The sequence below is a fragment of the Falsirhodobacter sp. 20TX0035 genome, assembly GCF_028307215.1.
In the GTDB taxonomy this organism is placed as follows: domain Bacteria; phylum Pseudomonadota; class Alphaproteobacteria; order Rhodobacterales; family Rhodobacteraceae; genus Falsirhodobacter.
Map to the genome: position 1 here is coordinate 1 of NZ_JAQMHV010000009.1, position 24,841 is coordinate 24,841.

Below are 24,841 nucleotides of genomic sequence, written 5' to 3' on the forward strand. Positions count from 1 at the left end.
CCGACAAAACATCAGGGGGGTCAAAATTGGGCGCCGATACCCCCGTCTAAGGGGTCAAGATTGCATGCCGAAGCACATCGCACCAGCACAACCCGTTGCGATGACAAAGATTAGGCCGCTCAGAACCCGCCGATCATCGACGCGGGGCTTGCCATGGCTCTTGGGAAAGAACGGCTTCAGGCGCTCCATCTGGGCGTCGGTCAGCCAGTGAATATTGCTCATTGATCAGGTCGCCTTGCGGAGCCTGAATCACGCCAACAGCCTGGGATCAACGGGTTTGGAGCCTAACTCCCAACGTCGTCTCGTCCATTGTCGCCACGATCAGGTTGACGTCCAAGACAGCTAATCGTATATACAATCATGAAGATCGAGTTTGACCCCGAAAAGGACGCCATCAATCTTGCCAAGCATGGAGTCTCACTGGTTCGGGCGGCCGATCTCGACATCCTCGCTTTCATCGAGGATGACCGAAACGAGTACGGCGAAGTGCGATATCGCGCTTGGGGCCTGATCGAGGGCAGAGCACACTGTCTGGCCTTTACAGACAGGAACGGCACCCTGCGGGCCATCAGCCTCCGCCGTGCTCATAAGAAGGAGATGGATCGTTATGCCCCGCCCGACCGTGACTGACAGCGACAATCCGGAATGGACGTCCAACGACTTCGCAAGGGCAAAGCCCGTGAGTGAGCTACCTGCTCACATCCGCGCTGCGTTTCCGAGAACTCGGGGCTTGCAGAAGGCGACAACCAAAGTGCCTGTGTCCATCCGTCTCAGCGCGGACGTGGTGGAGCATTTTAAGGCCGGCGGGCCCGGCTGGCAGAGCCGGATCGACGAAGCCCTGCGGAAGGTAGCTGGCGTCTGATCGCCTGCGATGCGGCTGCGGAATGCCTCATGAGCGATGGACGGATAAGAATGACATATCCCGCCTGCGTTCCATGATCCGCCGTACCCTGTCAGGAACCGAAGCTGCCGCCGGGGATCAATAGACTTGGGCGAGCTTTCCGCGCCGGATCGCTCACCTTGGATACGAAGCCTTGAGCGAACTTCTGAACCGGGTGCGCCGCTTTTTGACCCGTCTTGGTCCGTCAAAAATTTCTGATCATCGGAAAAAATGACCGACCATACACTACAATCCAATATTTATCAGAGTCTTGTAATCCGGCGATGCCCGCTGAGAACAAGGCAGGGCAGGGCGCGCCGACACCCCCCACCCAGACACCACAATGCGGGATGGAGCATATCAGCCTGCCAATGACCCTGAACGCCGCCCCCGCCAAATGGCATGTGGGGATGGAGCTTTACGGGCGCGTCGACTGGATGACGTTCGTAAACGTGGGCTATAAACGGGCCATGGCCCTCGGGATCAACCCGTCCGCATGGGCACAGGCGCAAGCCGCGATCGGCAAGGTGGGGCCGCCTTGCTGGTGATGATCGCCGATGCCGACAGCAACGAGCGGGGCGGCAAGATCCGCAACGCCGGGGCATGGATGCGCCGCATGAGCGAGCGGGCCGAGCTGGGCAACGCGCAGCTGCATCGTTCCGTGTTCGGCCTTCTGCATGGGGAGGCTGCGGCCTGTTGAAACTGAATGGCCTGTCCCTTGCCGTGCTGGTGGCCGCGGGCGGCGCCTTGGCCGTGGCTTACAGCCAAGGCCGAATGACACCGCCCGAGATCGTTCAGGAATATGCGGGCAAAGCGCGCGTGGTGGACGGCGACACGCTGCACGTCGCCGGCGAACGCATCCGCCTGGTCGGACTGGACGCCTGCGAAATGGGCCAGCCTGCCACCCATGCGAACCGGCAGATCGACTGCGGGGCTTGGGCGACGGAACAGATGGAACTTCTGATCGGGGCGGGGCGGCAGGTGCACTGTGAAAGCGAAGGACGTGACCGCTACGACCGGCCCTTGGCCATCTGCTTCGCCGGCCAGCGGAACCTCAATCTGGCGATGCTTCGCGGGAGCTATGCCTTCCTCTATGGCGGAAGCCGCCAGCCCGACGACTACCGGCAAGCCGAGCAGGAAGCGCAAGATGCCAAGAGGGGGCTTTGGATTTTCACGGACGTGAGCGATCCATACGACTACCGGAAATCTGTTGGATCCTAGGGCGATGAGCGGCCATGATATGCAAATCCTACGAACGCCCCTCCATCATCGTCACGCCCTGCATTTTTGCGGATCATTCCGCCCTCAGAACCTTTGATGAGTTCATGGGAGATCGCCGGATCGACATGCAGCAGGGAACCCTCCTGGTCGCCGCGCGGGAGGATGAAGTGGTGGGATACGTGAAAGTGGCCCCTTCCAAGTTCATGGGATGGCCCCTGCTCTCGATCCTTTGTGTTGCCCCTGCCGTTCGAAGGCAAGGAGTGGGAAGGAAACTGGTGGAAAGCGCCGTGTCGGTTCCGCAATGGCTGCGCCTTTACACCTCCACCGAAGCCTCCAAAAACGTCATGCGCGCCTTGCTGCAAACCTGCGGCGCCCGCGAGGTCGGTTTCGCAGACGACCTAAACATGTCAGGCGAAAGAGAGATCCTGTTTCGGCTCAAATGACGTTCAGAGCCCATAGCCGTTAATCTGACGTCAGCCTGGCAGTGTGACGATGATCCCGCTGCGACGGGAGGTCCGTACTACACGACCGTCGCGGCTGTCCGTACCAAGGTACCCAACCATCATCAAAGCCGGTGGATATATGGCGGCGGTGCAGCTTGGATCTGTGCATGAAAGGCAGTCAGTCGCTCTGTGCTTTTCCGGGCCGAGGAGGTGAGATGACGTACGAGCGCCGCCTTTGCCTTGCGCGTGTCACCGGCTTTCGCTGCCTGAAGAATCTCCAGATGTTCGTCCATGAAGGGATCCGGCGAACGGCCAAGTGCCACTTGAATGTGCTTGCCAGAGACGAGGATGCAATGCGTTCGCTTTAGGGCCGCCGCGACCTCGGGGTTGGCGGTGAATTGAAGACAGTCCACGTGGAGGTCCGTCTCCAGTTGGTCGAAAGCCTGCTCCGCGACGGTGGGATAGCTGCGGGAGACACCGCGCAGCCTGTCCATCATGTGGTCCATCATGTCGGTCGGCATACGCGATATGGCGCTCTCGAGCGCAGCCGGTTCCAGCAGGATGCGCAGCTGATACAGATGCTGGAACCGCGCCTCGTCCAGTGGCACGATCCACCAATGCGCCCGTTCGCCCTTCTGCACGAGGCCCAGCTTCTCGGCCTGGATCAGAAGGTCGCGCGCCACGGTGCGGCCCACGTCCAAATGCCGCGCCAGCGCCAGTTCGTTCACGCGGAACCGTCCGAAGACCGAATGGAGGATGATCTCACGCTCGAAATCGTAATAGAAGGGGTGCCATGTGAAGGCCTTTGCAGGTGCCTCCTCGGTCAGGCCCAGCATGTCGGCGGTCAGCCGCAGGCGCACCGGATCCCCACCGCCCACCAACAGCCCGCGCCCGTCGAAGCGGGACAGCGTGCCCTCCTCCTCCAGCGTCGCGAGGGCCTGCTTCACCGGCGCGCGGCTGGATCCAAATAATGCGGCCAGCCCGCTTTCCAGCAGCACGGTGCCGCGCGGAAGCCGCCCATCCGCGATGGCGTCGCGCAGATGGGCAGTCATGGTGGCATAGACCGGCGTGCGATCGATCAAGGGGGGCCTCGCGTCAGGTTACGGCGCCGATCTGCCACGGGACGAACTCATTGTCACCGTAATCGAACTGCTCACTCAGCGTGCGCTCCCCCGAGGCGATGGCGATCACCTTCTCGAAGATCGCCTCGCCCGCCTGTTCGATCGTCTGGTCGCCGGTGACGATGCCGCCGCAGTTGATGTCCATATCCTCGTCCATGTGGTCATACATCGCGGTGTTGGTCGCGACCTTGATCGTGGGCGCGGGCTTGAAGCCGGAAACCGATCCGCGTCCCGTGGTGAAGACCAGCATGTTGCACCCGCCCGCAAGCTGCCCCGTCACGGCCACGGGGTCATAGCCGGGCGTGTCCATGAACACGAAGCCGGAACGGTCGATGATCTCGGCATATTCATAGACGGCCTCCAGCGGCATGGTGCCGCCCTTGGCCACGGCACCAAGTGATTTCTCCAGGATCGTCGTCAATCCGCCCGCCTTGTTCCCGTGCGAGGGGTTGTTGTTCAGCTCGGCGCCGTTGCGCTCGGTGTAGTCGCGCCACCAGTCGATGCGGTCCACCAGCTTTTGCGCGACGGCAGGGGTTACGGCACGTTCGGTCAAGAGATGTTCGGCCCCGTAGATCTCGGGCGTCTCGGACAGGACAGCGGTGCCACCGTGACGCACAAGCATATCCGCCGCCATGCCAAGCGCGGGATTGGCCGAGATGCCGGAATACCCGTCCGACCCGCCGCATTGCAGCGCAAGTTTCAGATGCGCCAACGGCTGGGTCGTTCGTTCGGCGGCGTTCGCGGCGGGCAACATCTCGCGAATGATCTCCGAGGCGACCTCCACCGTGCGGCGCGTGCCGCCCAGCTGCTGGATCGTCATGGTGCGCAGGAACGGCCCTTCAGACAGGCCAAACTTCTGGGTGATGAAGTCGATCTGGTTGCTCTCGCAGCCCAGACCGATCATCAGAATACCTGCAAAATTTGGGTTTCTTGCATATCCCGACAAGACCCGTGTCAGATACAGATACCCTTCGGTCTTCATGCTGATCGCGCAGCCCGTGCCATGGGTCAGCGCCACCACGCCGTCGACATTCGGGAATCCATCCAGCCCGCCACCGCGGTTGAACTTGTCGGCGATCGCCCGGGCAACGGTGGCCGAGCAGTTCACCGAGGTAATGATCCCGATATAATTGCGCGTGCCCACTTGGCCGTCAGCGCGCAGGTAGCCTTGAAAAGTCCGCCGCTCCGATTCGGGCAACAGGGGGGTGGCGCGTGCGTGTTCGGCGAAGTGATGCTCTACTGTGCTGTCCTGCATGGCAAGGTTATGCAGATGGACGTGATCACCCGGCGCGATGGGGGCGCTGGCGCTGCCGATGACCTGTCCATATTTCAGCACCGGCTGCCCGGAACCCACGGAGGCGATGGCGATCTTGTGCCCGCTGGGGATTTCGGCCGCGGCGGTGATCTTGCGGTTGTCGATGGCAAAGGCGGTGCCCGCAGGGATGGTGCGGCGGGCGACGGCAACGGTGTCGGAAGGGTTGAGCAGCAAGGCTGGAGCGATGTCTGACGTCATGGCGGCCACGTTTCTCCAAAATGGCTATTGCCTGCAATATCCGTTCATGCTAGCTAATCGTCAAGTCAAAACGTATCCGACTGTGGGGAGGCAGAAGCGATGCGAGACGATAGCCAGCCAAGGCCTGCGCTTGCGCATGGCAGACTGCAGCCGACCATCCCATCCCTGCCGCGTGGGGTGACGCATGGGCTATGATTTCGATTTCTCGTTCCTTGCCAGCTATGCCCCTGACCTGTGGCACGGCGTCTGGCTGACGTTAGGGATGACCTTCGTGTCGATCGTGCCGGGCTTCATCCTGGGCACTTCGGTGGCGCTGGCGCGGCTTTACGGCGGGCGGTGGCTGGCCGGTGCCGCGACCTGCTACGTGGAGGCGATCCGCAACACGCCGCTGATCATCCAGGTGTTCTGGCTCTTCTTCGGCCTGTCGGTCCTTCAGATCTATATAGGCTCGTTCCTTGCCGCAGTGATCGCGCTGACGATCAACGTCGGCGCCTATACCGCCGAGATCATGCGCGCCGGTTTCCAGAGCATCCCGAAAGGTCAGATCGAGGCTGCCGATTGCCTCGCCCTTGGTCCTGTGCAGACGGTGGTGTCGATCCAGCTGCCCCAGGCGGTGGAGCGGGTCTATCCCGCGCTGGTCAGCCAGTTCGTGCTGATGATGCTTGCGACCTCCATCATGTCGCAGGTTTCGGCCGAGGAGCTGACGGGCGTCGCCTACATGATCCAGTCGTTCACCTTCCGCGGGTTCGAGGTCTATCTCGTGATCGCGGTCATCTATCTTGCCATGGCCACGCTGCTGCGGCTGGTGCTGATGGGCGTGGCGCAGGTCAGCTTCCCCCGACGCAGGCGCCTTGGCACGCCGCTTTGATCTTCACCCCGGCAACTGGCGGAGGATGCCATGCTCGGACTGACCATCGAACAACTCTCCTACATGCTGCGGGGGACCGGCTGGACGATTGCGCTGTCATTGCTGGGTTTCGTTGGCGGCACGCTTCTGGGTCTGCCCCTGGCGCTGATGCGCAGTTCCGGCAGTCGGACGGCGCGCCTGCTGTCCTCGGCCTTTGTGCAGATCGTGCAGGGCATCCCGCTGCCGGTGATCATGTTCGTGGTCTATTTCGGCATCAGCATCGGCGGCTACAACGTGCCGGCGCTGGCGGCGGCGGGCCTGGCGATGACGCTCTATTCCTCGGCCTACTTGGGCGAGATTTGGAAGGGTTGCATCCAGGCCGTGCCGAAAACTCAGTGGGAGGCGGGCGAATGCCTTGCCCTGACCCCCACGCAGCGGTTCGTGAACATCATCCTGCCGCAGGCCATCCGCATCGCCATCCCGCCGACCGTGGGCTTCATGGTGCAGATCGTGAAGAACACCTCGTATTCGGTGGTGATCGGCTTCTTCGACCTGACCTATTCGGCCAAGGTGCTGAACAATTCCACCTTCATGCCCTTCACCGTCTTCACCATCGCGGCGGTGCTGTATTTCGCCATCTGCTTCCCAATGTCGATGATCGCGCGCCGGTTCGAGCGTCGCCTGCAGCGCACCTGAGGAGTATCCCATGACCTTCACCAGTCCCGTCCTGTCCCCCGCCGCCGCCCCCATTTTCCCGGCGGCGTCCATGGTCGCCTTCCGCGACGTGCGCAAAAGCTTTGGTGCATTCGAAGTGTTGAAAGGCATCGACCTCGATGTCGGGGCGGGGGAGGTGGTCGCGCTGATCGGCCGCTCCGGCTCAGGCAAAAGCACGGCGTTGCGCTGCGTGAACGGGCTGGAAGCGATCAACGGCGGCGAACTGACCGTCTGCGGACGCGCGCTGCATCAGGGCGGCACGGACCTGCGCGAATTGCGCAAGGAGGTCGGCATCGTCTTCCAAAGCTACAACCTGTTCCCGCATCTGACGGTCGAACAGAACGTCACATTGGCCCCGCGCAAGGTTCACCGGATCGGTGCGGCCGAGGCGCGCGAACTGGCCGCTGAGGTCTTGGCGCAGGTGGGCCTGTCAGAAAAGGCGCAGAACTATCCCGAACAGCTCTCGGGCGGGCAGCAGCAGCGCGTGGCGATCGCTCGTTCGCTGGCGATGCGCCCCAAGCTGATGCTGTTCGACGAGGTGACCTCGGCACTGGACCCGGAACTGACGGGCGAGGTCCTCCGCACGATCGAAGGTCTGGCCGCCAGCGGGATGACCATGATGCTGGTCACGCATGAGATGGCCTTCGCCAAATCGGTCGCCGACAAGATCGTGTTCATGCATCAGGGCCGGATTTGGGAAACGGGGGACGGGGGCATGCTCTCCTCACCCCAGACTGCGGAGTTGCAGCAATTCGTGGGCAACGGTCTTTGACCCGCGCCTGAAACACATCCGGCGGGGAAGCCGGAATTACAGGGAGGAACGCATGGAACTTCGTAAACGCTTGGGGGCGATTGCATTCGCCGTCGCCACATTCGCCGCGCTGCCCGCCGTGGCAGATACCTTGGCCGACATCAAGGAGCGCGGCACGATCATCGTCGCTGTCGATGTCAGCCATCCGCCCTACGGAATGCTTGACTCCTCGGCCAAGGAGACGGGATCGGACGTGGAAACGGCGCAGCTTCTGGCCGAGGATTTGGGCGTGCAACTGCAACTTGTGCCGGTGTCGGGTGCCAACCGCGTGCCGTTCCTGCTGGCGAACAAGGTTGATGTAGTCATCGCCTCCTTCTCCATCACGGAAGAACGCAAAAAGGTCATCGACTATTCTCGCCCATATGGCGTGATCCCGGTTGTGGTGTCGGCGCCCGAAGCCGAGGAGATCACGGAGGCGGGCGATCTGGCCGGCAAGGCCATCGCCGTGGCGCGCGGCACCACCGCGGATATCGAACTGACGCGCATCGTCAAGGACTCGGGTGCACGCGCGAACATCGTCCGCTACGAGGACGAGGCAACCGCCAATACCGCTGTCGCCACCGGACAGCAGAAACTGCTTGCAGCGGCACTGTCGACAGCAAACTCGGTGTCCGAGCAGAATCCCGGGCTGGGCCTTGAGGTGAAGATCGACATGGCCGCTTATCCGATGGCCGTAGGCCTGCGCAAGAACGATCCTGAACTGAAGGTCGCGCTGGACGAATGGGTTCTGGCCAACCTGCAGAACGGCAAGCTGAACACGATTTATGAGAAGTACTTCCACCAAGCACTGCCCGCCGACCTCGCCAACTGAAACGCGTTCCGGTCGCGTCCTGCGGCCGGACGTCCACTTGTTCCCATCAGGAGACGTCATGACCGCGACCCGCTACAAGGGCCTGTTTCCCGTCGCGCCAACACCCTTTCATGCCAATGGCGACATCGATCTGGATGGCCAGCGCCGCGTTATGGACTGCATGGTCGATCAGGGCGTCGACGGAATCTGCATACTTGCCAACTATTCCGAGCAGTTCCTGCTGACCGACGACGAACGCCGCACCCTGACCGAGACCTGCATCGAACAGGTGGCGGGACGTGTGCCGGTGATGGTGACCTGCAGCCACTTCGCCACCCATATCGCGGCTGCCCGCGCGGCCCACGCAGCCTCTGTCGGGGCAAGCCTGATCATGATCATGCCACCCTATCACGGGACAGGCATGCGGATCGACGAGGGCACCATCTTCGACCATTTCGCCCGCGTGGCCGAGGAAGGAAACCTGCCGGTCATGATCCAGGACGCACCGCTGTCCGGTACGCATCTATCCGTGCCCTTCCTGACTCGCGTAGCCCGCGAACTGCCGCTCGTACGTTACTTCAAGATCGAGGTGCCAGGCACTGCCGCCAAGCTGCGCGCGCTGATCGAAGCGGGGGGCGATCTCATCGAAGGCCCCTTCGACGGCGAAGAAGCGATCACCCTCATGGCCGATCTGGATGCGGGGGCCACCGGTGTGATGGCCTCGGCGCTGCTGCCCGATCTGATCCGTCCGGTGATCGACGCCCATGCCGCAGGCCACCGCGATCAGGCGGCGGAGCATTACCGTCGCATCCTGCCACTGATAAACTTCGAAAACCGCCAATGCGGGCTACGTGCCGCAAAGACGGTGCTGGCCGAAGGTGGGGTCATCGGCTGCGACACGGTGCGCCACCCGTTGGAGCCGCTGCATCCCGCAACGAAGGCCGGACTTCTGGAATTGGCGCGAGAGGTTCAACCCCTTGCCCTGACATGGGGGACATGAGATGAAACTTCTGCGTTATGGAGAGGCGGGTGCCGAACGGCCCGCGCTTTTGCACACCGACGGCACGATGCGCGATCTGTCGGCCCATGTGCCGGACATCGACGCCGCGACCCTGCCCGATCTGGACCGTCTTCGCGCGGTCGATCCCGACAGCCTGCCGAAGATCGACGGCACACCGCGCATCGGGCCGTGCATCGCGCGCGTCGGCAACTTCATCGCCGTCGGCCTGAACTATGCCGATCACGCGCGGGAATCCGGCATGGCGATCCCCGCCGAGCCGATCCTATTCAACAAGGCTCCATCGTCGCTTTCCGGACCCAACGATCCGATCCGTATCCCTAAGGGCTCCACCAAGCTGGACTGGGAAGTGGAGATTGCCATTGTCATCGGTCAGCCGCTTCATGCTGTGACCGAGGCAGAGGCGCTGAATGGCATCGCGGGCTACTGCATCTGCCATGATGTCTCGGAACGTGGCTGGCAGCAGGAGCGGGGCGGCCAGTGGACCAAGGGTAAGAGCGCACCGGGCTTCGGCCCCCTCGGCCCTTGGCTGGTAACGCCGGACGAGATCGCGGACGTGCAGGCGCTTGGCCTCAGCCTCGATGTGAACGGGGAGCGGATGCAGACCGGCAGCACCGCGACGATGATCTTCCCGGTGGCGCATCTCGTCTCCTACTGCTCCACCTTCATGCGGCTGGAGCCGGGGGATGTCATCACGACCGGTACCCCACCCGGCGTCGGCATGGGCATGACGCCGCAGCGCTTCCTGAAGGCGGGCGACGTCGTGCACCTAGCCATTGACGGGCTCGGACGCCAGCGCCAGACAGTCGTTGCCCATGGCTGAGGTTCTGCCCTTCGATGCTGCAATGACACCACTTGGCCGTTTGGGCGAACTGGCGAAAGTCGCGGATGCCGCCACCTCCGCCGAAGCAAGCTTTGTCATCGGCCAGACCATTGACGTGGCTTGCGATCTTTACAGGACTTGAACTCTCGGAGCAACGACATGCCGAACTCGTCCGCACCCGCCGTCAGTGTGACGGCTCGCACCCGGCTTTTCGCAATTCTTGCTGATCCGGTGGCGCATGTGAAGGCACCGATGGTCATGCACAGGGTCTTCGCTCATCACGGCGTAGACGGTGTACTCGTGCCGATGCACGTCGCCTCTGATGGACTGGCACGCGCCGTAGAAGGCTTGCGCCAGACGCAGAACTTCGGCGGTTTCATCGTCACCATGCCCCACAAGGAGGCGATGCTGCATCTCTGTGATGAGGTGACGGAGGAGGCGCAACATGTTGGCGCCGTCAACTGCGTACGTCGCGAGAGGGACGGCCGCATGATCGGCACCATGCTGGACGGGGCAGGCTTCTTGGAAGGGTTGCGCCGCGCAGGTCATGACCCCCAGGGGATGCGGGTCTTTCTGGCGGGCGCGGGTGGTGCGGCCTCCGCCATCGCTTTTGCGCTGGCCGATGCGGGCGCAACCGGGATCACGGTGGCCAATCGCACGGAGGCGCGGGCGCGTGCGCTTCTGGACCGCTTGGCCCGCCGTTACCCGGCGCTTGTCCTTGGCACGGATGCGGGCACGGTTGCGGATCATGACCTTGTGGTGAACGCGACTTCGCAGGGGATGCGCCCAGGCGATTCCCTGCCCCTCGACGTCACACGCCTGCACGGTCGCCAGATAGTGGCCGAGGCGATCATGGACCCGGAAGAAACGCCCCTGCTCGCGAAGGCCCGCGCCACCGGCTGTACCGTCCATCTTGGCCTGCCGATGCTAACCGCACAGATCGAGCTGATGGCCCGCCACATGGGAGCCATTGGTGGGTCCGCATCATGACCGCACTTTCGGACACGGCTTGGGATTACGTCATCGTGGGCGGCGGCACGTCAGGGTGTATCCTCGCCAACCGGCTGTCCGCCGATCCTTCCCGGCGCGCCCTCCTGTTGGAGGTGGGCTGCGCCCCTCTAACTCATGGATCGGCATCCCGGCGGGGTTCTACAAGCTGCTGACGAACCCCCGCTACAACTGGATGTTCCGGACAGAGCCGGGGGAGGCGGCCGGCAACCGCGTCATCGCCGTGCCATGCGGCACGGGCTCGGCGGCTTTCCCCTCATCAACGGCACCGGCCAGCCGCAGGACTAGCAACTATTCAAAAGCGAACGATTTTGAGCAGAAACAGGAAGCCAATCCCACTGCCCGCAACCGTCTTTCATCAGGCCGACAATGAGGGACTCGAGGAGTCAGTCACTGTCTCCAACCACCCTAAACCCGATGTGACTGGTCGTCATGTGGGGAGGATTGGCCATGCGGGCGGCGATCCGGAAACGGTGGCAGTAGCTTGCATGACACAGGTGCGAGCCGCCCTTGAGGATACGATTGCTCTCCTGCATCCCGGCCGTCCATTCCCAAACGTTGCCGCTCATGTTGTGGAGGCCAAAGCCATTGGCGGGGAAGGAGTTTGCAGGAGCAAGCCCGCGATAGCCGTCTAGTCCGAGATCATTGGTGGGGAACTGCCCTTGCCAGATGTTGCAGGGCTGAAAATTGTCATCGTCGGGTGCCCGATCCCCCCACGGATAGATCGGATCCATCAAACCGCCTCTTGCGGCATGTTCCCATTCGACCTCGGATGGCAATCTCAACCCGTGCCACCCGCAGAAGGCTTCCGCGTCGGCGCATGAAACATGAACGACAGGATCCTCGTCGTCGGCCTTGATGCCACGTCCATAGGGACATGTCCAATTCGCGCCAAATACCCGGTACCACCATGGCAGATCGATGACGCTCACGTCCTCGGGCGCGGCCCGATGATGGGACGCGAAGACGAAGCTCCACCCCCGGCGTTCGGCATCGGTGCGGTATCCGCTTTGCTCGGCGAAATGTGCAAATTCCCGTGTCGTGATGACGGTAGAAGACATGCGGAAAGGCGGGATCAGCAGCGCCTGCATCGGCCCTTCGCCGTCTTGGGGTATGAGGGGCCGATCTGTTCCACGTTGCGCCAAGCCGCCGGGAATACTCAGCAACTGTTGGTGGACGGCGTGGGAGGCGCGTGCCACTCGAGATGGTGCTGAAGTCACGACCCCAGCGTCGATCGTTGGGCCGCAGCATCCGGACGTCATCGGGGTTTCCGGGGTCCGCGCATGTAATGACGCTCGGGCCGATAGCCCGGTCGGCTTATCCACCGATCCCATGCGGTCCTAAGTTTTTTGATGAAGGCCACGCCGCCGCTCCGCAGAACTCGAATAGATACAAAGATTACCTAGCAAAGAATTCCGTGTAGGATATTGTAATATTCCATATACGGAAGATTCGCAATGACCAGCCCCTCCACTGATCGTATTCTTGATGTGCTCGAATACCTGATGAACGCCAGCCAAGGGCCGGTGAAGCAGGTCGATATGGCACGCGATCTGGGGGTCGCTCCGTCGACGCTGAACCGCATCGTGCGCATCCTGTCGGATCGAGGTTACCTGTTCCGCACGAGCGAGAAGTATCTTATCAAGAATTTTAGCCTCGAGCGGGTCGTGCCCATGTCGGCAGATTACGCCGAAGACCTTCAACGCACGCTGCAGAACCTGACAGGGCGCACGCAGGCGGCGGCAGAGGCGATCGTGATCGCGGGCCATGAACTGTTGTGGCATTCCCGAAGCGTCCACCCGAACCCGCAAGTGACCATCTGGGCACGCGAAGGGTTCCGGCGCAGCCTGTTTGAATTCGATGCCCTGTCCCGGCTGTATTTGTCCACGCTGGCCGAGGATCGATTGGATGAAGGCTTCTTCATCGGAGGCTTCTTCGACACCTCCAAGCAGGCGGGCAAGCGTCAGATTTCTTGGCTCGAGGCGAATGAGGTGGCCGACGCCGTCCGGGCCACGCGCGGCGAGACCTTCGCTTGCGATGCCGAGGGAAACCATTTCGGCATTCGCCGTTTCGCGACCGTGGTGCGCGATTCCAAGGGAATGGTCCTGCATCTGTTGTCCGTCGCGGAAAGCGCCGGCCTGTTAGACGTGGAACGAGAAGCTGTCATCCGAGCAGTACTCGAGGAGGAACGGTTGCGGCTCGAGTCGGTGCTGCGGCGCGAGGCGGCAACCGCGAACCTGACCAACATGCCTTACCTGAGGCTTGTGCGCTGACAGAGGCGGCGCATCGGACTGAGACATACCGGAGAAATAGGGAGGAGTATCCGAAATGTTCACCAAACGGCGCACCGTGCTGGCCGCAGCGCTCATGTTGGGAACGGCGCTTGCCGGGCCCGGTGCCTTCGCACAGCAGACGGAAGTCGACGTCCTGCTGTTTTCCATGCCGTCGACCCTGGGGTTGCAGAAGCTGGCCCCCGATTTCGAAGCCGAGACGGGTATCAAGACCAATATTGAGGTCGTGGGCCAGGACGTCTTTGAGAGCCGCATCACCCTGTCCTTCACGGGCGGGACGGGGGACATTGATGTCGTCCATACGCCCGCCATCCAGGTCCAGCGTTGGGTGGAGGCGGGCTGGCTCGCCCCTCTCACCCAAACATTGTCCGGCATGCCAGACCGTGACGACATCATTCCGGCCACGCTCGACTCTTTCAAGGTGGGGGACGATCATTGGGGCATCCCCTTCTTCGCCGAAACCGGCCTGCTGGCCTATCGCAAGGATCTGCTGGAGGCCGCTGGAAAACAGCCTCCCACCACGTGGGAGGAGATGCTGGACGTCGCCGCGGCCATCCACAGTCCGGATACAGCGGGCGTTGTGATGCGCGCGGCGCCGGGGCAGGGGTTCAACATGTTCGTCTTCCCGATGATCATGCGCGCCTATGGCGGAGAGTTCTTTGCCGACTACCCGGATGACCTGACGCCCACGTTCAACTCGCCCGAGACGCTGTCGGCGCTGGATGTCTACATCAAGCTTCTGGGCGAGTATGGCCCAAATGGCGTGAGCAGCTTCAACTTCCCCGAGGTGGTGGCTGCAATGCAGGCGGGGCAGGCGGCGATGACGGTGGACGGAACCTCCATCGTAAGCCAGGCCGTCGATCCGCAGAAGAGCCGGTTTGCCGATCAGATCGAGTTGGCACTGCCGCCTGCCGGTCCGGCCGAACGCGCGCCAGCGCTGGCCGTGCACGGGCTGGGTGTATCAGCCAGCGCGAAAGATCCCGAAGCCGCCGCCAAGTTCGTCGCTTGGGCCACGTCGAAAGAAACCATGACGAAGCTGGCCCTGAATGAAGCCTATCCTGACTTCACCCGCGCCTCCATCGCCGAGGATCCGGCGGTGAAGGAGAAATATGCAGGCATCCAAGCGGACTTCCTCGACCTGCGCATTGCGGCGCTGCAGGAGGCGCGCAGCGATTACCGGCCGTTGCTTCCCACCTGGCCCGAACTGGGCGCGGCCATGGGCGAGAATGTCAACGCCGCCCTGAACGGCATGATGGAGCCGCAGGAGGCCCTCGATGCCGCGAACGAAGAGATGGGCTACATCCTCGGACAGTGACCGGCGCGCCGACCGGGGTCCGGTCGGCATCCCTTTTCCTTCCTGATCGGAGGTCTCATGACATCGGTCCGCGCCTCGGCTGCCATGGACCGCAGCTATAAACTGATGCTGCTTCCGGCTTCGCTGGCCGTGGGCATCTTCGCGGTCGCCCCGCTGGTGGGGATGTTCGTTTTGTCCTTCACCGACTTTCACCTCATCCGAGGATGGAGTGGGAAGATCGGGCTTCAGAACTTCCTGCGTCTGGCAGGAGACGCACGGTTCCTGTCCTCGATCTATGTGATGGCCGCGCTCAGCTTCTTCGGCGTCGTCGCACAGGTTGTGATTGGCACGGCCATCGCCGTAGGGCTGGACCGGATCGTTAAGTCCTGGCGCTTCGCCCGCGGAATATTCGTGATTCCCTTCGCGGTGCCGCATATCGCAGTGGCGCTGATCTGGCTGTCGCTGTTCACGCCCACGCTGTCCCCGATCACCGCCTTCTTCGCCACCTTCGGGATCGAGGTGCCGGCGATGCTGACGTCGCAAACAGGGGCCATCGCGGCCATTGTCATCGCCGACACATGGGCCACGACGCCGTTCGTGATGCTCATCGTGCTGGCGGCGCTTCAGGGCATCTCACCGGACCTGGACGAGGCGGCGGCCATGGACGGCGCTACCCGCATCCGCAGCTTCTTCCTGATCACGCTGCCGCTTCTGTATCCGACGCTCCTGATGGTGGCCCTGTTCCGCTTCATCGAGACGTTGAAGCATTTCCCCCTGATCTTCGTGATGACCAGTGGCGGACCGGGGCGGGCAACGCAGGCGACCAACTACTACGCCTACGTGCAGACCTTCCAAAGCTCCAACGTGGCCTATGGCGCAGCCATCGCGGTGTTCCTTTTCATCTTTGCAGGGATCATCAGCTTCTACATCGCGCGCAGCAATGCGAGGCTTTCCGATGCGTGACCAATCCATCTCCTTTCGGGTGAAACGCGGGATCGGCATCGCGATGATGCTGGCGCTGCTGGCGTTTTCCCTCCTGCCGATCCTGTGGACGCTGATCTTGGCGCTGCGCCCCGCGACGCATCTGTTCGAGCCGATATGGTCCTCCCCTACCGCGCTGACGCTGGACAACATCGCCTCCATCGCTCGGTCGGACTTTCCGCGCGCGCTGCTGAACAGCTTCATCACGGCGGGAGCATCAACGCTGCTGGCGCTTCTTCTTGGGGTTCCGGGGGCTTTTGCCCTGTCGAAGCGACGCTTCTCCGGCAAGTTCATGGCGTCTTGGCTGCTACTGCTGCTGCGGATGGCGCCGCCGGTGGGCTTCGTGATCCCGCTGTTCCTGTTCTATGTTCAAGCGGGGCTGATCGACACGCATATCGGCCTGATCTTCGCCTACACCTCGCTGACGCTGCCCTTCGTGGTCTGGTCGATGTGGACCTCGTTCAACCAGATCCCGAACGAACTGGTGGAGGCGGGGCTGATGGATGGCGCTTCCCTGTGGCAGGTGCTGCGGCTGATCGTGCTGCCCGCCGCGCGGCCGGGATTGGTGGCCGCCGGCGTGCTGAGCTTCCTGTTGGCGTGGAACGACTTCTTCTTCGCGCTGGTCATCACGCGTTCGTCCACGACCACGGCACCGGTTGCGATCATGAACTTCGTCTCCTACGCCAGCGTGGACTGGGGGGCGATTGCGGTGGCCGCCATTGCCCTGACCCTCCCCACCGTCCCGATCATCATCATTGCGAACAAATACATCGTGCAATCGCTTGGCGGCGCGGTGAAAGGCTAACCCATGATCCAACACAAACGCCCGAACATCGTCTTCATCATCACCGACCAGCAGCGGCTCGACACGATCCGCGCGCTCGGATACCCGCACATGGACACGCCCGTTCTGGACCGGCTGGTCCATGAAGGAACGGTGTTCCGCAACATGTATGTCACGTCCCCTTCGTGCAGCCCGTCCCGCGCCTCACTGTTTTCGGGAACCTATCCGCATACCAACGGCGTCTTTCGCAACGACGAACCGTGGGTCTGGTCCTGGGTCGGCCTTCTGGCGGAGGCGGGCTATCGCTGCGTGAACGTGGGAAAGATGCACACGATGCCGGTCGAGGGTCCGTTCGGCTTCCACGAACGGCACGTGGTGGAGAACAAAGACCGCGACCATCCGAACCTGCCCTTCTACCTGGACAACTGGGACAAGGCGTTCTGGACGCGGGGCATCCGGAAACCCAGCCGTGTCAGCTATCGCGAACGCGAGGATTACGCAGAAAGCATGGGGTCGTTCGTATGGGAGGCGCCGGAGGACCTGCACCCCGACGTTTTTGTGCCCGGTCTCGCCTGCCTGTGGCTGGAGAGGTACAAGGGGACGGAGCCGTTCTTCCTGCAGATCGGCATCCCCGGCCCGCATCCTCCCTATGATCCGACGCAGGAGTTTCTGACCGGCTACGAAGGGCGGGACGATCTGCCCATGCCGATCACCTACGACTTCGACGCCGAACAGCCCGCCCCGATGCGCGAGCTGCGCCGCCATCACCACGGCGAGGATCACGACGCCATTGTTCATCTGGAGCATCCGACCGAGGCGCAGTTGCGACGCCAGCGCGCGCATTACTATGCCAACGTGTCGATGATCGATGCGCAAGTGGGTCGGATCATCGACGCGCTGAAGGAGCGCGGTGTGCTGGACAACACGATCATCGTCTTCACCTCGGACCACGGTGACTGCCTGAACGATCATGGACATTCCCAGAAGTGGAACATGTTCGAACCCACAGTGCATGTCCCTGCGCTGGCTTGGGGGCCCGGGGTGCCAAGCGGACGGTCCGTGGAGGATCTGGTCGCGCTGTTCGACTTCGGGCCGACGATCCTGGAATGGGCAGGCATCATCCCCCCAGCCTGGATGGAGGCGCGTTCGCTGCGACCGCTGATGTCAGACAACCGCGACGAGCCGGCCCGCGACCGGGTCTTTGCCGAACATGCGAACGACGCGATCCTTCAGGGGACCGAGTTCATGACGATGATCCGCAAGGGGAACTGGAAGCTCGTGCATTTCGTGGACAGTGTGGAAGGGCAGCTGTTCGACCTTTCGATTGACCCCGAGGAGCGGACGAACCTGTGGGACGCCCCCGCGCAGTTCGGGCACAAGCAGGACCTGCTGATGGACATCCTGCGCTGGCGCATTGAAAGCGACAGAAAAACGCAAGCCTTCCGCCGCGAACTGGCGGGCCTTTCCGAAAAGGACACGTGATGGGCAAGATCAGACTGAACGGCGTCAATAAGCGTTTCGGTGCGGCCGAGGTTATTCCCGCGCTGGATCTGGAGATCGAGGACGGAGAGTTCGTGGTGTTCGTTGGCCCCTCCGGCTGTGGCAAATCCACATTGCTGCGGCTGATCGCGGGGCTGGAGGACATGACGTCGGGGGCCATCGTCATCGACGGCAAGGACGTGTCGAACGCCGCACCGGGAGCACGGGGGCTTGCAATGGTGTTCCAGTCCTATGCGCTTTATCCGCACCTGACGGTGGCTGAAAACATGGCATTCCCCCTGCGCATGGCGGGCACGCCGACGGATTTGGCGCAGACGAAGATCGCCCGCGCGGCCGAAGTGCTGAACCTGTCGGGGTACATGGACCGCAAGCCGAGCCAGCTGTCTGGCGGCCAGCGGCAGCGAGTCGCGATCGGACGCGCCATCGTGCGGGAACCGGCCGCGTTCCTGTTCGACGAGCCGCTGTCGAACCTGGACGCCGCGCTGCGCGTTTCGATGCGGCAGGAAATCACCGAATTGCACCGCAAGCTCGCCACGACCATGATCTATGTCACCCATGACCAGGTTGAGGCGATGACGATGGCCGACAAGATTGTCGTGCTGAACGCTGGCCGGATCGAGCAGGTCGGCAGCCCAATAGAGCTTTACGACACGCCCCGCAACCTGTTCGTCGCAGGCTTCATCGGAAGCCCGAAGATGAACCTCATCGAAGGTCAGGAGGCGCAGGTCCGAGGTGCCAGTGTCATCGGCATCCGCCCCGAGCATCTGGACACCGTCGCGGAAGGTGGATGGGAGGGGCAGGTCATGCTGGCCGAGCATCTGGGCTCCGACACCTTTATGCAGGTGGAGACGCAGGCCGTCGGGATGTTGAACGTCAGGATGGATGGGGAAGTGAAGGCCCGTCATGGCGACAAGGTGCGGGTTGCCCCGAAAGTCGACAAGATGCACCGGTTTGACGCGGAAGGTTTACGGTTAGTGCATTAACAACGCTTGAAGGCTTTTCCTAATGTCCCAGCTCAATGCGGCATATACTATCACTTTCCCTTCTTCCTTCCCCTGTTCGAAACGGAACGGTTTTGTTTTACTCAGCGGTTAATGCTGGTCAGACTTGGCCATGGACGACCGCCACCGAGTCCATCATCTGAACTTCCACCGACACGGTCAGCGTGCGGTCGGGAACGGGTGCGGTGCTGGCAATCACGGCATCACGGGCCGTTTCGGAAATGGCCTTGAGGATTCGGTCCTCCCGACCCGAACGCGTGCGGATGAGGATCGTCACGAAGCCCTTCGCGGCATCGGTGTCGGTTCCCGCGTGCCAGATGGTGTGGCGGACGGCGCGTGTCTTCACGGACTCGGCGGTCAAGTGGCCGCAGGTGCACAAGGCGACATGCACGGCTTCCGCGATCCGCGCGGGATCCCCCCAGACCTCGATGTTGCCGGAACATTCGACGATCACGTGCGGCATGTGTTGTCCTTTGATGTCATGGCAGCACGCTGCGGCGGATGCCCGCGTCCAGATCCTCGAACGCGAAGTAGCCGAGGGTGTCGTAGAGCTCCTGCCGCGTCTGCATCGCGGGCAGCATCGCGTCGGTGCAGTCGTGATCGCGCAGCGCGGCGTAAAGGTTTTCCTGCGCCCGGTTCGCCACCCGCAGGGACGAGACGGGCCAGATCACCATCCGGTAGCCCAGATCCTCCAGTTCGGCGCCGGTCAGGCGGGGGGTGCGGCCGAACTCCGTCATGTTGGCAAGAAGCGGGATGCCCGGAAGCGCTTCGGCGAAGGTGCGCATCATCCCCACATCGGTCAGCGCCTCGGGGAAGATCGCGTCGGCCCCGGCCTCCAGATAAAGATGGGCGCGTGAGATCGCGGCGTCGATGCCTTCGTTGGCGACGGCGTCGGTGCGGGCGATGACGACCAGATCGCGGCGGGCGCGGCAGACCGCGGCGATCTTGGCGGCCATGTCGGCCGGCGTGGCCAGACGCTTGTCGGACAGATGACCGCACTTCTTCGGCAGGATCTGGTCTTCCAGATGGATCGCGGCGGCGCCCGCCTCCTCGAACCGGCGCACCATGACCATGGCGTTCAGCGCCTCGCCATAGCCGGTGTCGGCATCCACGAGCACCGGAAGTCCCGAAGCACCTGCCACCTGGCGGATGAAGAAGCATACGTCGTCAATTGTGATCAGGCCCAGATCGGGCAGGCCCATCGACGCGCTCATCGCAGCACCCGAAAGATATAGGCCTTCAAAACCCGCGCCGCGGGCCTGAAGCGCCGCTTGGCCGTTATGCGCACCGGGCAGACGGAAGATCGTCGGATCCGCAAGCCGGTCGTGAAAGCGCCGCCCAGCCGGGATGTTGTCGTGGTGTGTGAGGAACGTCATCTCAATCCTCCGACAAGCGGGCTTCGGGGGGAAGCAGGCGGCGCAGCACATGCGGAAGGACGAGAATGGCCACGGCTGCGGCCCACAGGACAATGGCGATCCAGCTGGACCACAGGATCTGCGCATCCCCGGCGGACAGCGACAGGGCGCGGCGCAGGTTCGTCTCAAGGATCCCGCCCAGCACGAAGCCGAGGATCAGAGGCGCCATCGGCACCTGCAGGCGACGCAACCAATAGGCGATCGCCCCTACCGCGACCATCAGGACCAGATCGAAGCTGGCCGACTTGCCGGAATAGACGCCAACGGCGGACACCACCACGATGAAGGGCACCAGCACCCATGCCGGAACCGTCAGCATCCGGGCGAACACCCCCACCAGCGGGATGTTCATGGCCAGCAGCATGATATTCCCGATGAACAACGAGGCGATCAGACCCCAGACCAGATCCGGCTGCGAGGTGAACAGCATCGGCCCCGGCGTCAGGTTGTAGAGGGTGAGCACGCCCAGCATGATCGCCGTCGTGCCCGAACTGGGAATGCCCAAGGTCAGCATCGGGATGAAGTTGGAGTTGGAGGCCGAGTTGTTCGCAGCCTCCACCGTGGCCAGCCCGCGCAGGTCGCCGTTGCCGAAGCGGTTCGTCTTCGCGGATCGTTCGGCCATCTTGCGTTCGGTGGAATAGGCAAGCGCGGAGCCGACGGTGCCGCCGGCGCCCGGCAGCAGCCCGATGAAGAAGCCGATCGCCGACCCGCGCAGCGCAGCGGGGAAGGTGAAGCGCAGTTCCGACAGGTTGAACAGCTTGCGCCCGCCCTTCGGGATCTGGACTGACTTCTCGCCGTGGTGGGTCTGCAGCAGGATCAGCAGCTCCGAAATCGCGAAAAGCCCGATCACGAGGGTGGAGAAGGCCAGCCCGTCGATCAGGTTCGGCATGTCGAAGGTGTAGCGCATCACGCCGGAGTTGGCGTCGATGCCGATGGTGGACAAGGCGAGGCCGATCCCGGCTGCCAGAAGCGCCTTCACCGGCTGATCCGCCAGAAGGCCCGTCAGGCAGGCGAAAGCAAACACCATCAGCGCCACGTATTCTACCGGCCCGAAGGCCAGCGCCCATTTCGACAGGATGGGCGCGAACAGCACGATCCCGATGGTGGCAAGGAGGGAGCCGATGAACGACGTAACCGCCGAAAGCGACAACGCCACACCTGCCAGACCCTGACGGGACAGCGGATACCCTTCCAGCGCGGTCATCACGGCCGACGCCTCGCCGGGCACGTTGATGAGGATCGCACTGATCCGCCCGCCATATTCCGAGCCGATATAGATGGCCGCCATCAGGATCATGGAGCTTTCGGGCGGCAGGCCGAGCGCGAAGACGACCGGCACGAGCATGGCCACGGCGTTGACTGGACCAAGGCCCGGAAGCACCCCCACCATGGTGCCGACGACGGCCCCCATCGCCGCCAGCCCGAGGTTCGTGGGCGTGGCCGCGACGGCAAAGCCGTGCATGAGAAACGCCAATGTTTCCATCACAGAAGATCCCCCAGAAGGCCGGTCGGAAGCACCACGTCGAGACCGTGGTCGAAAAGCAGGTAGGACCCGACCGACAGGACGACGGCCGAAAGGATGGCCTGATGCGGTTTGGCACCGAAGATCAGCGCGACGACCGTGCTCATCCCCAGGGTAGACAGGACATAGCCAAGACGTTCGAACAGGACGGCATAGATCAGCAGCGTCAAGCAAAGCATGATCAGCCCTATGAGGGTCTTGCGGTTGACCGGTTCCGCCTCGCCCCCGCCCTGAACCAGCAGGATCGCGCCGCAGATGCCGATCACAAGGGCGGTGATCATCGGAAAGGCCCGCGGCCCCACCGGTTCGTAGGCGAAGGGCGCGACGAGACCCCAGCCGAAGATCGCAAGAATGGCGGCCATGAGCAATGCCACGGCCCCGAGGGTTCTGTTGTTGCTCATGGCCCTGTCCTTACTGCCGGACCAGCTCGAACTCGGTGGCGAGCGTGCGGTAGTCGGCGACGGAGGTTTTCACGAAGGTGTCCAGTTCCTCACCGGTCATCGGCAGGGGCAGCAGATTGCGGCTTTGCAGAAGTGCGGCGTAGCCGGGAGCCTCCATCGCCGTCTTGAAGCTGTCGGCCCACCATTGGTAATCCTCGTCCGACACCTCGGGTCCGACGTAGAAGCCGCGCACGATGGGCCATTCGATGTCGAAGCCCTGCTCCTTCGCGGTGGGAACCTCCGCCAGCTTGCCCGGCAGGCGCTCATCGGCGAAAATGGCCAGAAGCTTCAGCGGGGCGCCGCCGTCGATGGCCGCTTGGCTATCGCCCACATCGTTCATGCAGGCCTGCACGTGGCCGCCCTGAAGCGCGGTGGCGCAGTCGCCGCCGCCCTCGAACGCGACGAAGCGCATGGATTTGTGGTCGATCCCCGCAGCGCGTGCCGTCAGGGCGGCCTTCATCCAGTCTTGGCTGCCGATCGTGCCGCCGGCGCCCAAGATGACCGAACCGGAATCGGCCTTGATCGCGTCCATCATTGCGGAAAGGGAATCGTATTCGCTGTCTGCGGGCACGACGACCGCGCCGTAATCCGTGCCGATCGACGCGACCCAACGCACGTCGTCCACGTCATGCGCGCCGAACTTGCCCTGGGCAAGGTTCAGGAGCGAACCTGCCGAAAAGGCGACGATCGTGCCTGGTTCGTCGTTGCGCTGGCCGACGACGGTGCTGAACGCCACCGCCCCGATGCCGCCTGGCATGTAGGACACGCGCATGGGCGAAGGCAGGATGTCCGCCTCCGTCATGGCGGCCTGCGCCAGCTTGCAGGTGATGTCGAAGCCGCCGCCCGGCTGAGCGGGCGCGATGCATTCGGGACGGTCCGGGGCGGCGGATGCCACCGTGACGGAGGCCGCGACTGCAGTTCCAGCCAGCATAGCAATGCGGCCAAGATTGGTATGAATCATGATCCCCTCCCAAGGATATCTGCAGAGTCTCCCAACTCTTCCATCCTTGCTACAGAGGGCTAGCTTTCAGTTAGCTTTCAGTTTGTGCTTATTTCGTATCGGGAATTCGCATTCCGGCGGAAAGGCCACCGTCCGGCATGTTCTTCAGGATCAGCTCCCCTCCAAGGGTTTTCATGATCTGCTGGACGATGGTCAGGCCCAGACCACTGCTGGTCGGTTCGCTTCGCTGTTCTTCGTTTATGTTGAACCTTTGGCCGGACCGAAGCTTGTGGAGCATGGTGTCGGACAGGCCGGTGCCGAAATCGCGCACATCGATAAAGGATGCAGTGCCCTGTCGATAGGCGGATAGAATGACCCGTCCATTCCGGGGGCTGGCGATGATGGCATTATCGACGAGATTGCTGATAGCCTCGAACAACAAGGCCTCCGGTGCGTTCATTGCGGGAATATCCGCCGCCACGTCCACCTCCAACAGGATACGGCGTTGCCGGGCCGGTCCCACATGCAGGCGCACCACGTCGTCGAGCAGTTTGGAGACGTCGATCGGACGGTCGGACCCGTCTCTCCACATCGCGTCGTTGCGGGCATGGGCCAAACTCAGCAGTTGACCGGTCAGCCGTGCGGAACGGGTGACGATTTCCCGCATGGCTGCATGGATTTCGTCCAGACGTTCCGGCTTTTCCGTTTGCGAGGCGAGATCGATCTGGGCCCGCAGGACGGCAAGCGGCGTCTTCAGCTGGTGAGAGGCATCTTCGATGAAGCGGCGCTGCGCCTCGGCCTGAAGACGGTGGCGATCCACCAGACGATTGACCGATCGCACAAGCGGCTGCACGTCCAGAGGCAGGCCGGTGGGATCGACCTGTCGCAAATCGTCCGAGCTGCGCTGGTCTAACCGGTCGCGAAGCGCGCGGAGGGGCTTCAAACCGGCATGCAGGCCCAAGGCCAGAAGCAATGTCACCGCCAGCAAAGCGGAAAAATCCCGCAGCATGGTCCGGCTCAGGACCGTGCGTAGAAATTCCTGACGCGAGCCTGTCGTCTCGGCCACTTCGATGATCAGGTTCTGACCCTGTTTCGCACCATATAACGGAGGATCGAGCGCTCGCATATAAGCCCCCACACGAATGGACCGTCCGAAATAGGTGGCATTGTAGAAGGTCACTTCGTTCGGCCGCAATTTGGCAGGCACTGGCAAAAGCGCGTCGCCGATCTGGACCAGCCCATCATCGGTTGACACGCGGAACAGCACTTCGCCGTCGGCGGTGGCTTGGAAACTTTCAAACAGCGGATAGGGAAGCTCGATGCCAAGACCGCCGCTTTCGGTGGAAATCCTCAGATCGATGGCACGAATGGCCCCGCTGAGGGAACGATCATAAGCGCTGTCCGCGACCTCTCGCAGGCTTTGGATCGTCAGAAGAAGCCCCGTCGACATCAGGACCACCAGCATTGGCAGCATCCACAAGGCC

29 protein-coding genes and 1 pseudogene are annotated in these 24,841 nt (G+C 62.7%); 20 read left to right on the forward strand and 10 right to left on the reverse strand.

What is annotated here, in order from left to right:
- Nucleotides 1-76: 76 nt before the first annotated feature.
- Nucleotides 77-222: pseudogene (locus PIJ50_RS10805) on the reverse strand (transposase); the annotation flags it as partial.
- Between the two features lie 138 nt (nt 223-360).
- Here PIJ50_RS10805 and PIJ50_RS10810 point away from each other — a divergent pair.
- The 6 genes from PIJ50_RS10810 to PIJ50_RS10835 all read left to right on the forward strand — a co-directional run bounded on the left by PIJ50_RS10810 (nt 361) and on the right by PIJ50_RS10835 (nt 2,544).
- Entirely contained in the window at nt 361-630 is a 270-nt protein-coding gene (locus PIJ50_RS10810) for a BrnT family toxin (protein WP_271975173.1), read from the forward strand.
- Nucleotides 608-862: a BrnA antitoxin family protein gene (locus PIJ50_RS10815; RefSeq protein ID WP_271975174.1), complete on the forward strand. Its 255-nt coding sequence runs from the start codon at nt 608-610 to the stop codon at nt 860-862. Before PIJ50_RS10810 ends, PIJ50_RS10815 begins: the two co-directional genes overlap by 23 nt.
- Before the next feature lie 302 nt (nt 863-1,164).
- Nucleotides 1,165-1,428 carry a hypothetical protein gene (locus PIJ50_RS10820; protein ID WP_271975176.1) on the forward strand — a complete coding sequence of 88 codons (264 nt, stop codon included), beginning with the start codon at nt 1,165-1,167 and terminating at the stop codon, nt 1,426-1,428.
- Nucleotides 1,419-1,580 carry a hypothetical protein gene (locus PIJ50_RS10825; protein WP_271975178.1) on the forward strand — a complete coding sequence of 54 codons (162 nt, stop codon included), beginning with the start codon at nt 1,419-1,421 and terminating at the stop codon, nt 1,578-1,580. Before PIJ50_RS10820 ends, PIJ50_RS10825 begins: the two co-directional genes overlap by 10 nt.
- Nucleotides 1,577-2,101: a thermonuclease family protein gene (locus PIJ50_RS10830; protein WP_271975180.1), complete on the forward strand. Its 525-nt coding sequence runs from the start codon at nt 1,577-1,579 to the stop codon at nt 2,099-2,101. The genes PIJ50_RS10825 and PIJ50_RS10830 overlap by 4 nt, the downstream gene beginning before the upstream one ends.
- 14 nt (nt 2,102-2,115) lie before the next feature.
- The gene (locus tag PIJ50_RS10835) at nt 2,116-2,544 is read left to right on the forward strand and encodes a GNAT family N-acetyltransferase (protein WP_271975182.1); all 429 of its coding nucleotides are present in this window, start codon (nt 2,116-2,118) and stop codon (nt 2,542-2,544) included.
- 122 nt (nt 2,545-2,666) lie between these two features.
- Here PIJ50_RS10835 and PIJ50_RS10840 read toward each other — a convergent pair whose 3' ends face one another.
- Both PIJ50_RS10840 and PIJ50_RS10845 read right to left on the reverse strand, forming a co-directional pair.
- On the reverse strand, nt 2,667-3,626 hold the full coding sequence (locus PIJ50_RS10840) for a GntR family transcriptional regulator (protein WP_271975183.1): 960 nt from the start codon (nt 3,624-3,626) through the stop codon (nt 2,667-2,669).
- A 13-nt stretch (nt 3,627-3,639) separates the two neighbouring features.
- Nucleotides 3,640-5,178 (reverse strand): D-arabinonate dehydratase, encoded by a 1,539-nt coding sequence (locus tag PIJ50_RS10845; RefSeq protein ID WP_271975185.1) that lies wholly within the window; start codon nt 5,176-5,178, stop codon nt 3,640-3,642.
- A gap of 184 nt (nt 5,179-5,362) precedes the next feature.
- On the opposite strand from PIJ50_RS10845, the gene PIJ50_RS10850 reads away from it, so the two are divergent.
- From PIJ50_RS10850 to PIJ50_RS10885, 8 genes are all read left to right on the forward strand, one after another.
- Entirely contained in the window at nt 5,363-6,046 is a 684-nt protein-coding gene (locus PIJ50_RS10850) for an amino acid ABC transporter permease (protein ID WP_271975187.1), read from the forward strand.
- 30 nt (nt 6,047-6,076) lie between these two features.
- The gene (locus PIJ50_RS10855; protein WP_271975188.1) at nt 6,077-6,721 is read left to right on the forward strand and encodes an amino acid ABC transporter permease; all 645 of its coding nucleotides are present in this window, start codon (nt 6,077-6,079) and stop codon (nt 6,719-6,721) included.
- A gap of 70 nt (nt 6,722-6,791) precedes the next feature.
- A complete protein-coding gene (locus PIJ50_RS10860; protein ID WP_271975362.1) occupies nt 6,792-7,511 on the forward strand; it encodes an amino acid ABC transporter ATP-binding protein in 720 nt (239 codons plus the stop codon).
- 52 nt (nt 7,512-7,563) lie between these two features.
- The gene (locus PIJ50_RS10865; RefSeq protein ID WP_271975190.1) at nt 7,564-8,361 is read left to right on the forward strand and encodes a transporter substrate-binding domain-containing protein; all 798 of its coding nucleotides are present in this window, start codon (nt 7,564-7,566) and stop codon (nt 8,359-8,361) included.
- Between the two features lie 58 nt (nt 8,362-8,419).
- On the forward strand, nt 8,420-9,340 hold the full coding sequence (locus tag PIJ50_RS10870; protein WP_271975192.1) for a dihydrodipicolinate synthase family protein: 921 nt from the start codon (nt 8,420-8,422) through the stop codon (nt 9,338-9,340).
- A 1-nt stretch (nt 9,341) separates the two neighbouring features.
- Complete coding sequence (locus tag PIJ50_RS10875) at nt 9,342-10,181, forward strand: fumarylacetoacetate hydrolase family protein (RefSeq protein ID WP_271975194.1); 840 nt, start codon at nt 9,342-9,344, stop codon at nt 10,179-10,181.
- On the forward strand, nt 10,174-10,323 hold the full coding sequence (locus PIJ50_RS10880; RefSeq protein ID WP_271975196.1) for a hypothetical protein: 150 nt from the start codon (nt 10,174-10,176) through the stop codon (nt 10,321-10,323). Before PIJ50_RS10875 ends, PIJ50_RS10880 begins: the two co-directional genes overlap by 8 nt.
- 17 nt (nt 10,324-10,340) lie before the next feature.
- Nucleotides 10,341-11,171 (forward strand): shikimate dehydrogenase family protein, encoded by an 831-nt coding sequence (locus tag PIJ50_RS10885; RefSeq protein WP_271975197.1) that lies wholly within the window; start codon nt 10,341-10,343, stop codon nt 11,169-11,171.
- 404 nt (nt 11,172-11,575) lie between these two features.
- Here the strand turns inward: PIJ50_RS10885 and PIJ50_RS10895 are convergent, their stop codons facing one another.
- Nucleotides 11,576-12,451 carry a formylglycine-generating enzyme family protein gene (locus PIJ50_RS10895; protein ID WP_271975363.1) on the reverse strand — a complete coding sequence of 292 codons (876 nt, stop codon included), beginning with the start codon at nt 12,449-12,451 and terminating at the stop codon, nt 11,576-11,578.
- 195 nt (nt 12,452-12,646) lie between these two features.
- On the opposite strand from PIJ50_RS10895, the gene PIJ50_RS10900 reads away from it, so the two are divergent.
- The 6 genes from PIJ50_RS10900 to PIJ50_RS10925 are packed head-to-tail and all read left to right on the forward strand — an operon-like array spanning nt 12,647 to nt 19,022.
- Nucleotides 12,647-13,462, forward strand: coding sequence for a helix-turn-helix domain-containing protein (locus tag PIJ50_RS10900; RefSeq protein WP_271975201.1), 816 nt, complete (start codon nt 12,647-12,649; stop codon nt 13,460-13,462).
- A gap of 55 nt (nt 13,463-13,517) precedes the next feature.
- Complete coding sequence (locus tag PIJ50_RS10905; RefSeq protein ID WP_271975202.1) at nt 13,518-14,795, forward strand: ABC transporter substrate-binding protein; 1,278 nt, start codon at nt 13,518-13,520, stop codon at nt 14,793-14,795.
- A 57-nt stretch (nt 14,796-14,852) separates the two neighbouring features.
- Nucleotides 14,853-15,737, forward strand: a complete 885-nt coding sequence (locus PIJ50_RS10910; RefSeq protein ID WP_271975203.1) for a carbohydrate ABC transporter permease — start codon at nt 14,853-14,855, stop codon at nt 15,735-15,737.
- Nucleotides 15,730-16,560 carry a carbohydrate ABC transporter permease gene (locus PIJ50_RS10915; protein ID WP_271975205.1) on the forward strand — a complete coding sequence of 277 codons (831 nt, stop codon included), beginning with the start codon at nt 15,730-15,732 and terminating at the stop codon, nt 16,558-16,560. Before PIJ50_RS10910 ends, PIJ50_RS10915 begins: the two co-directional genes overlap by 8 nt.
- Nucleotides 16,561-16,563: 3 nt before the next feature.
- Nucleotides 16,564-18,021, forward strand: a complete 1,458-nt coding sequence (locus PIJ50_RS10920; protein WP_271975207.1) for a sulfatase family protein — start codon at nt 16,564-16,566, stop codon at nt 18,019-18,021.
- Nucleotides 18,021-19,022: an ABC transporter ATP-binding protein gene (locus PIJ50_RS10925; RefSeq protein WP_271975365.1), complete on the forward strand. Its 1,002-nt coding sequence runs from the start codon at nt 18,021-18,023 to the stop codon at nt 19,020-19,022. The genes PIJ50_RS10920 and PIJ50_RS10925 overlap by 1 nt, the downstream gene beginning before the upstream one ends.
- 118 nt (nt 19,023-19,140) lie before the next feature.
- Here the strand turns inward: PIJ50_RS10925 and PIJ50_RS10930 are convergent, their stop codons facing one another.
- From PIJ50_RS10930 to PIJ50_RS10955, 6 genes are all read right to left on the reverse strand, one after another.
- Complete coding sequence (locus PIJ50_RS10930) at nt 19,141-19,503, reverse strand: 5-carboxymethyl-2-hydroxymuconate Delta-isomerase (protein WP_271975209.1); 363 nt, start codon at nt 19,501-19,503, stop codon at nt 19,141-19,143.
- A gap of 16 nt (nt 19,504-19,519) precedes the next feature.
- Entirely contained in the window at nt 19,520-20,416 is an 897-nt protein-coding gene (gene prpB, locus PIJ50_RS10935; RefSeq protein WP_271975211.1) for a methylisocitrate lyase, read from the reverse strand.
- 1 nt (nt 20,417) lies between these two features.
- Nucleotides 20,418-21,938 carry a tripartite tricarboxylate transporter permease gene (locus tag PIJ50_RS10940; RefSeq protein ID WP_271975213.1) on the reverse strand — a complete coding sequence of 507 codons (1,521 nt, stop codon included), beginning with the start codon at nt 21,936-21,938 and terminating at the stop codon, nt 20,418-20,420.
- A complete protein-coding gene (locus tag PIJ50_RS10945) occupies nt 21,938-22,378 on the reverse strand; it encodes a tripartite tricarboxylate transporter TctB family protein (protein ID WP_271975214.1) in 441 nt (146 codons plus the stop codon). The genes PIJ50_RS10940 and PIJ50_RS10945 overlap by 1 nt, the downstream gene beginning before the upstream one ends.
- A 10-nt stretch (nt 22,379-22,388) precedes the next feature.
- Nucleotides 22,389-23,378, reverse strand: a complete 990-nt coding sequence (locus PIJ50_RS10950) for a tripartite tricarboxylate transporter substrate binding protein (RefSeq protein ID WP_271975216.1) — start codon at nt 23,376-23,378, stop codon at nt 22,389-22,391.
- 88 nt (nt 23,379-23,466) lie between these two features.
- The gene (locus PIJ50_RS10955) at nt 23,467-24,822 is read right to left on the reverse strand and encodes a sensor histidine kinase (protein WP_271975218.1); all 1,356 of its coding nucleotides are present in this window, start codon (nt 24,820-24,822) and stop codon (nt 23,467-23,469) included.
- Nucleotides 24,823-24,841 lie beyond the last annotated feature (19 nt).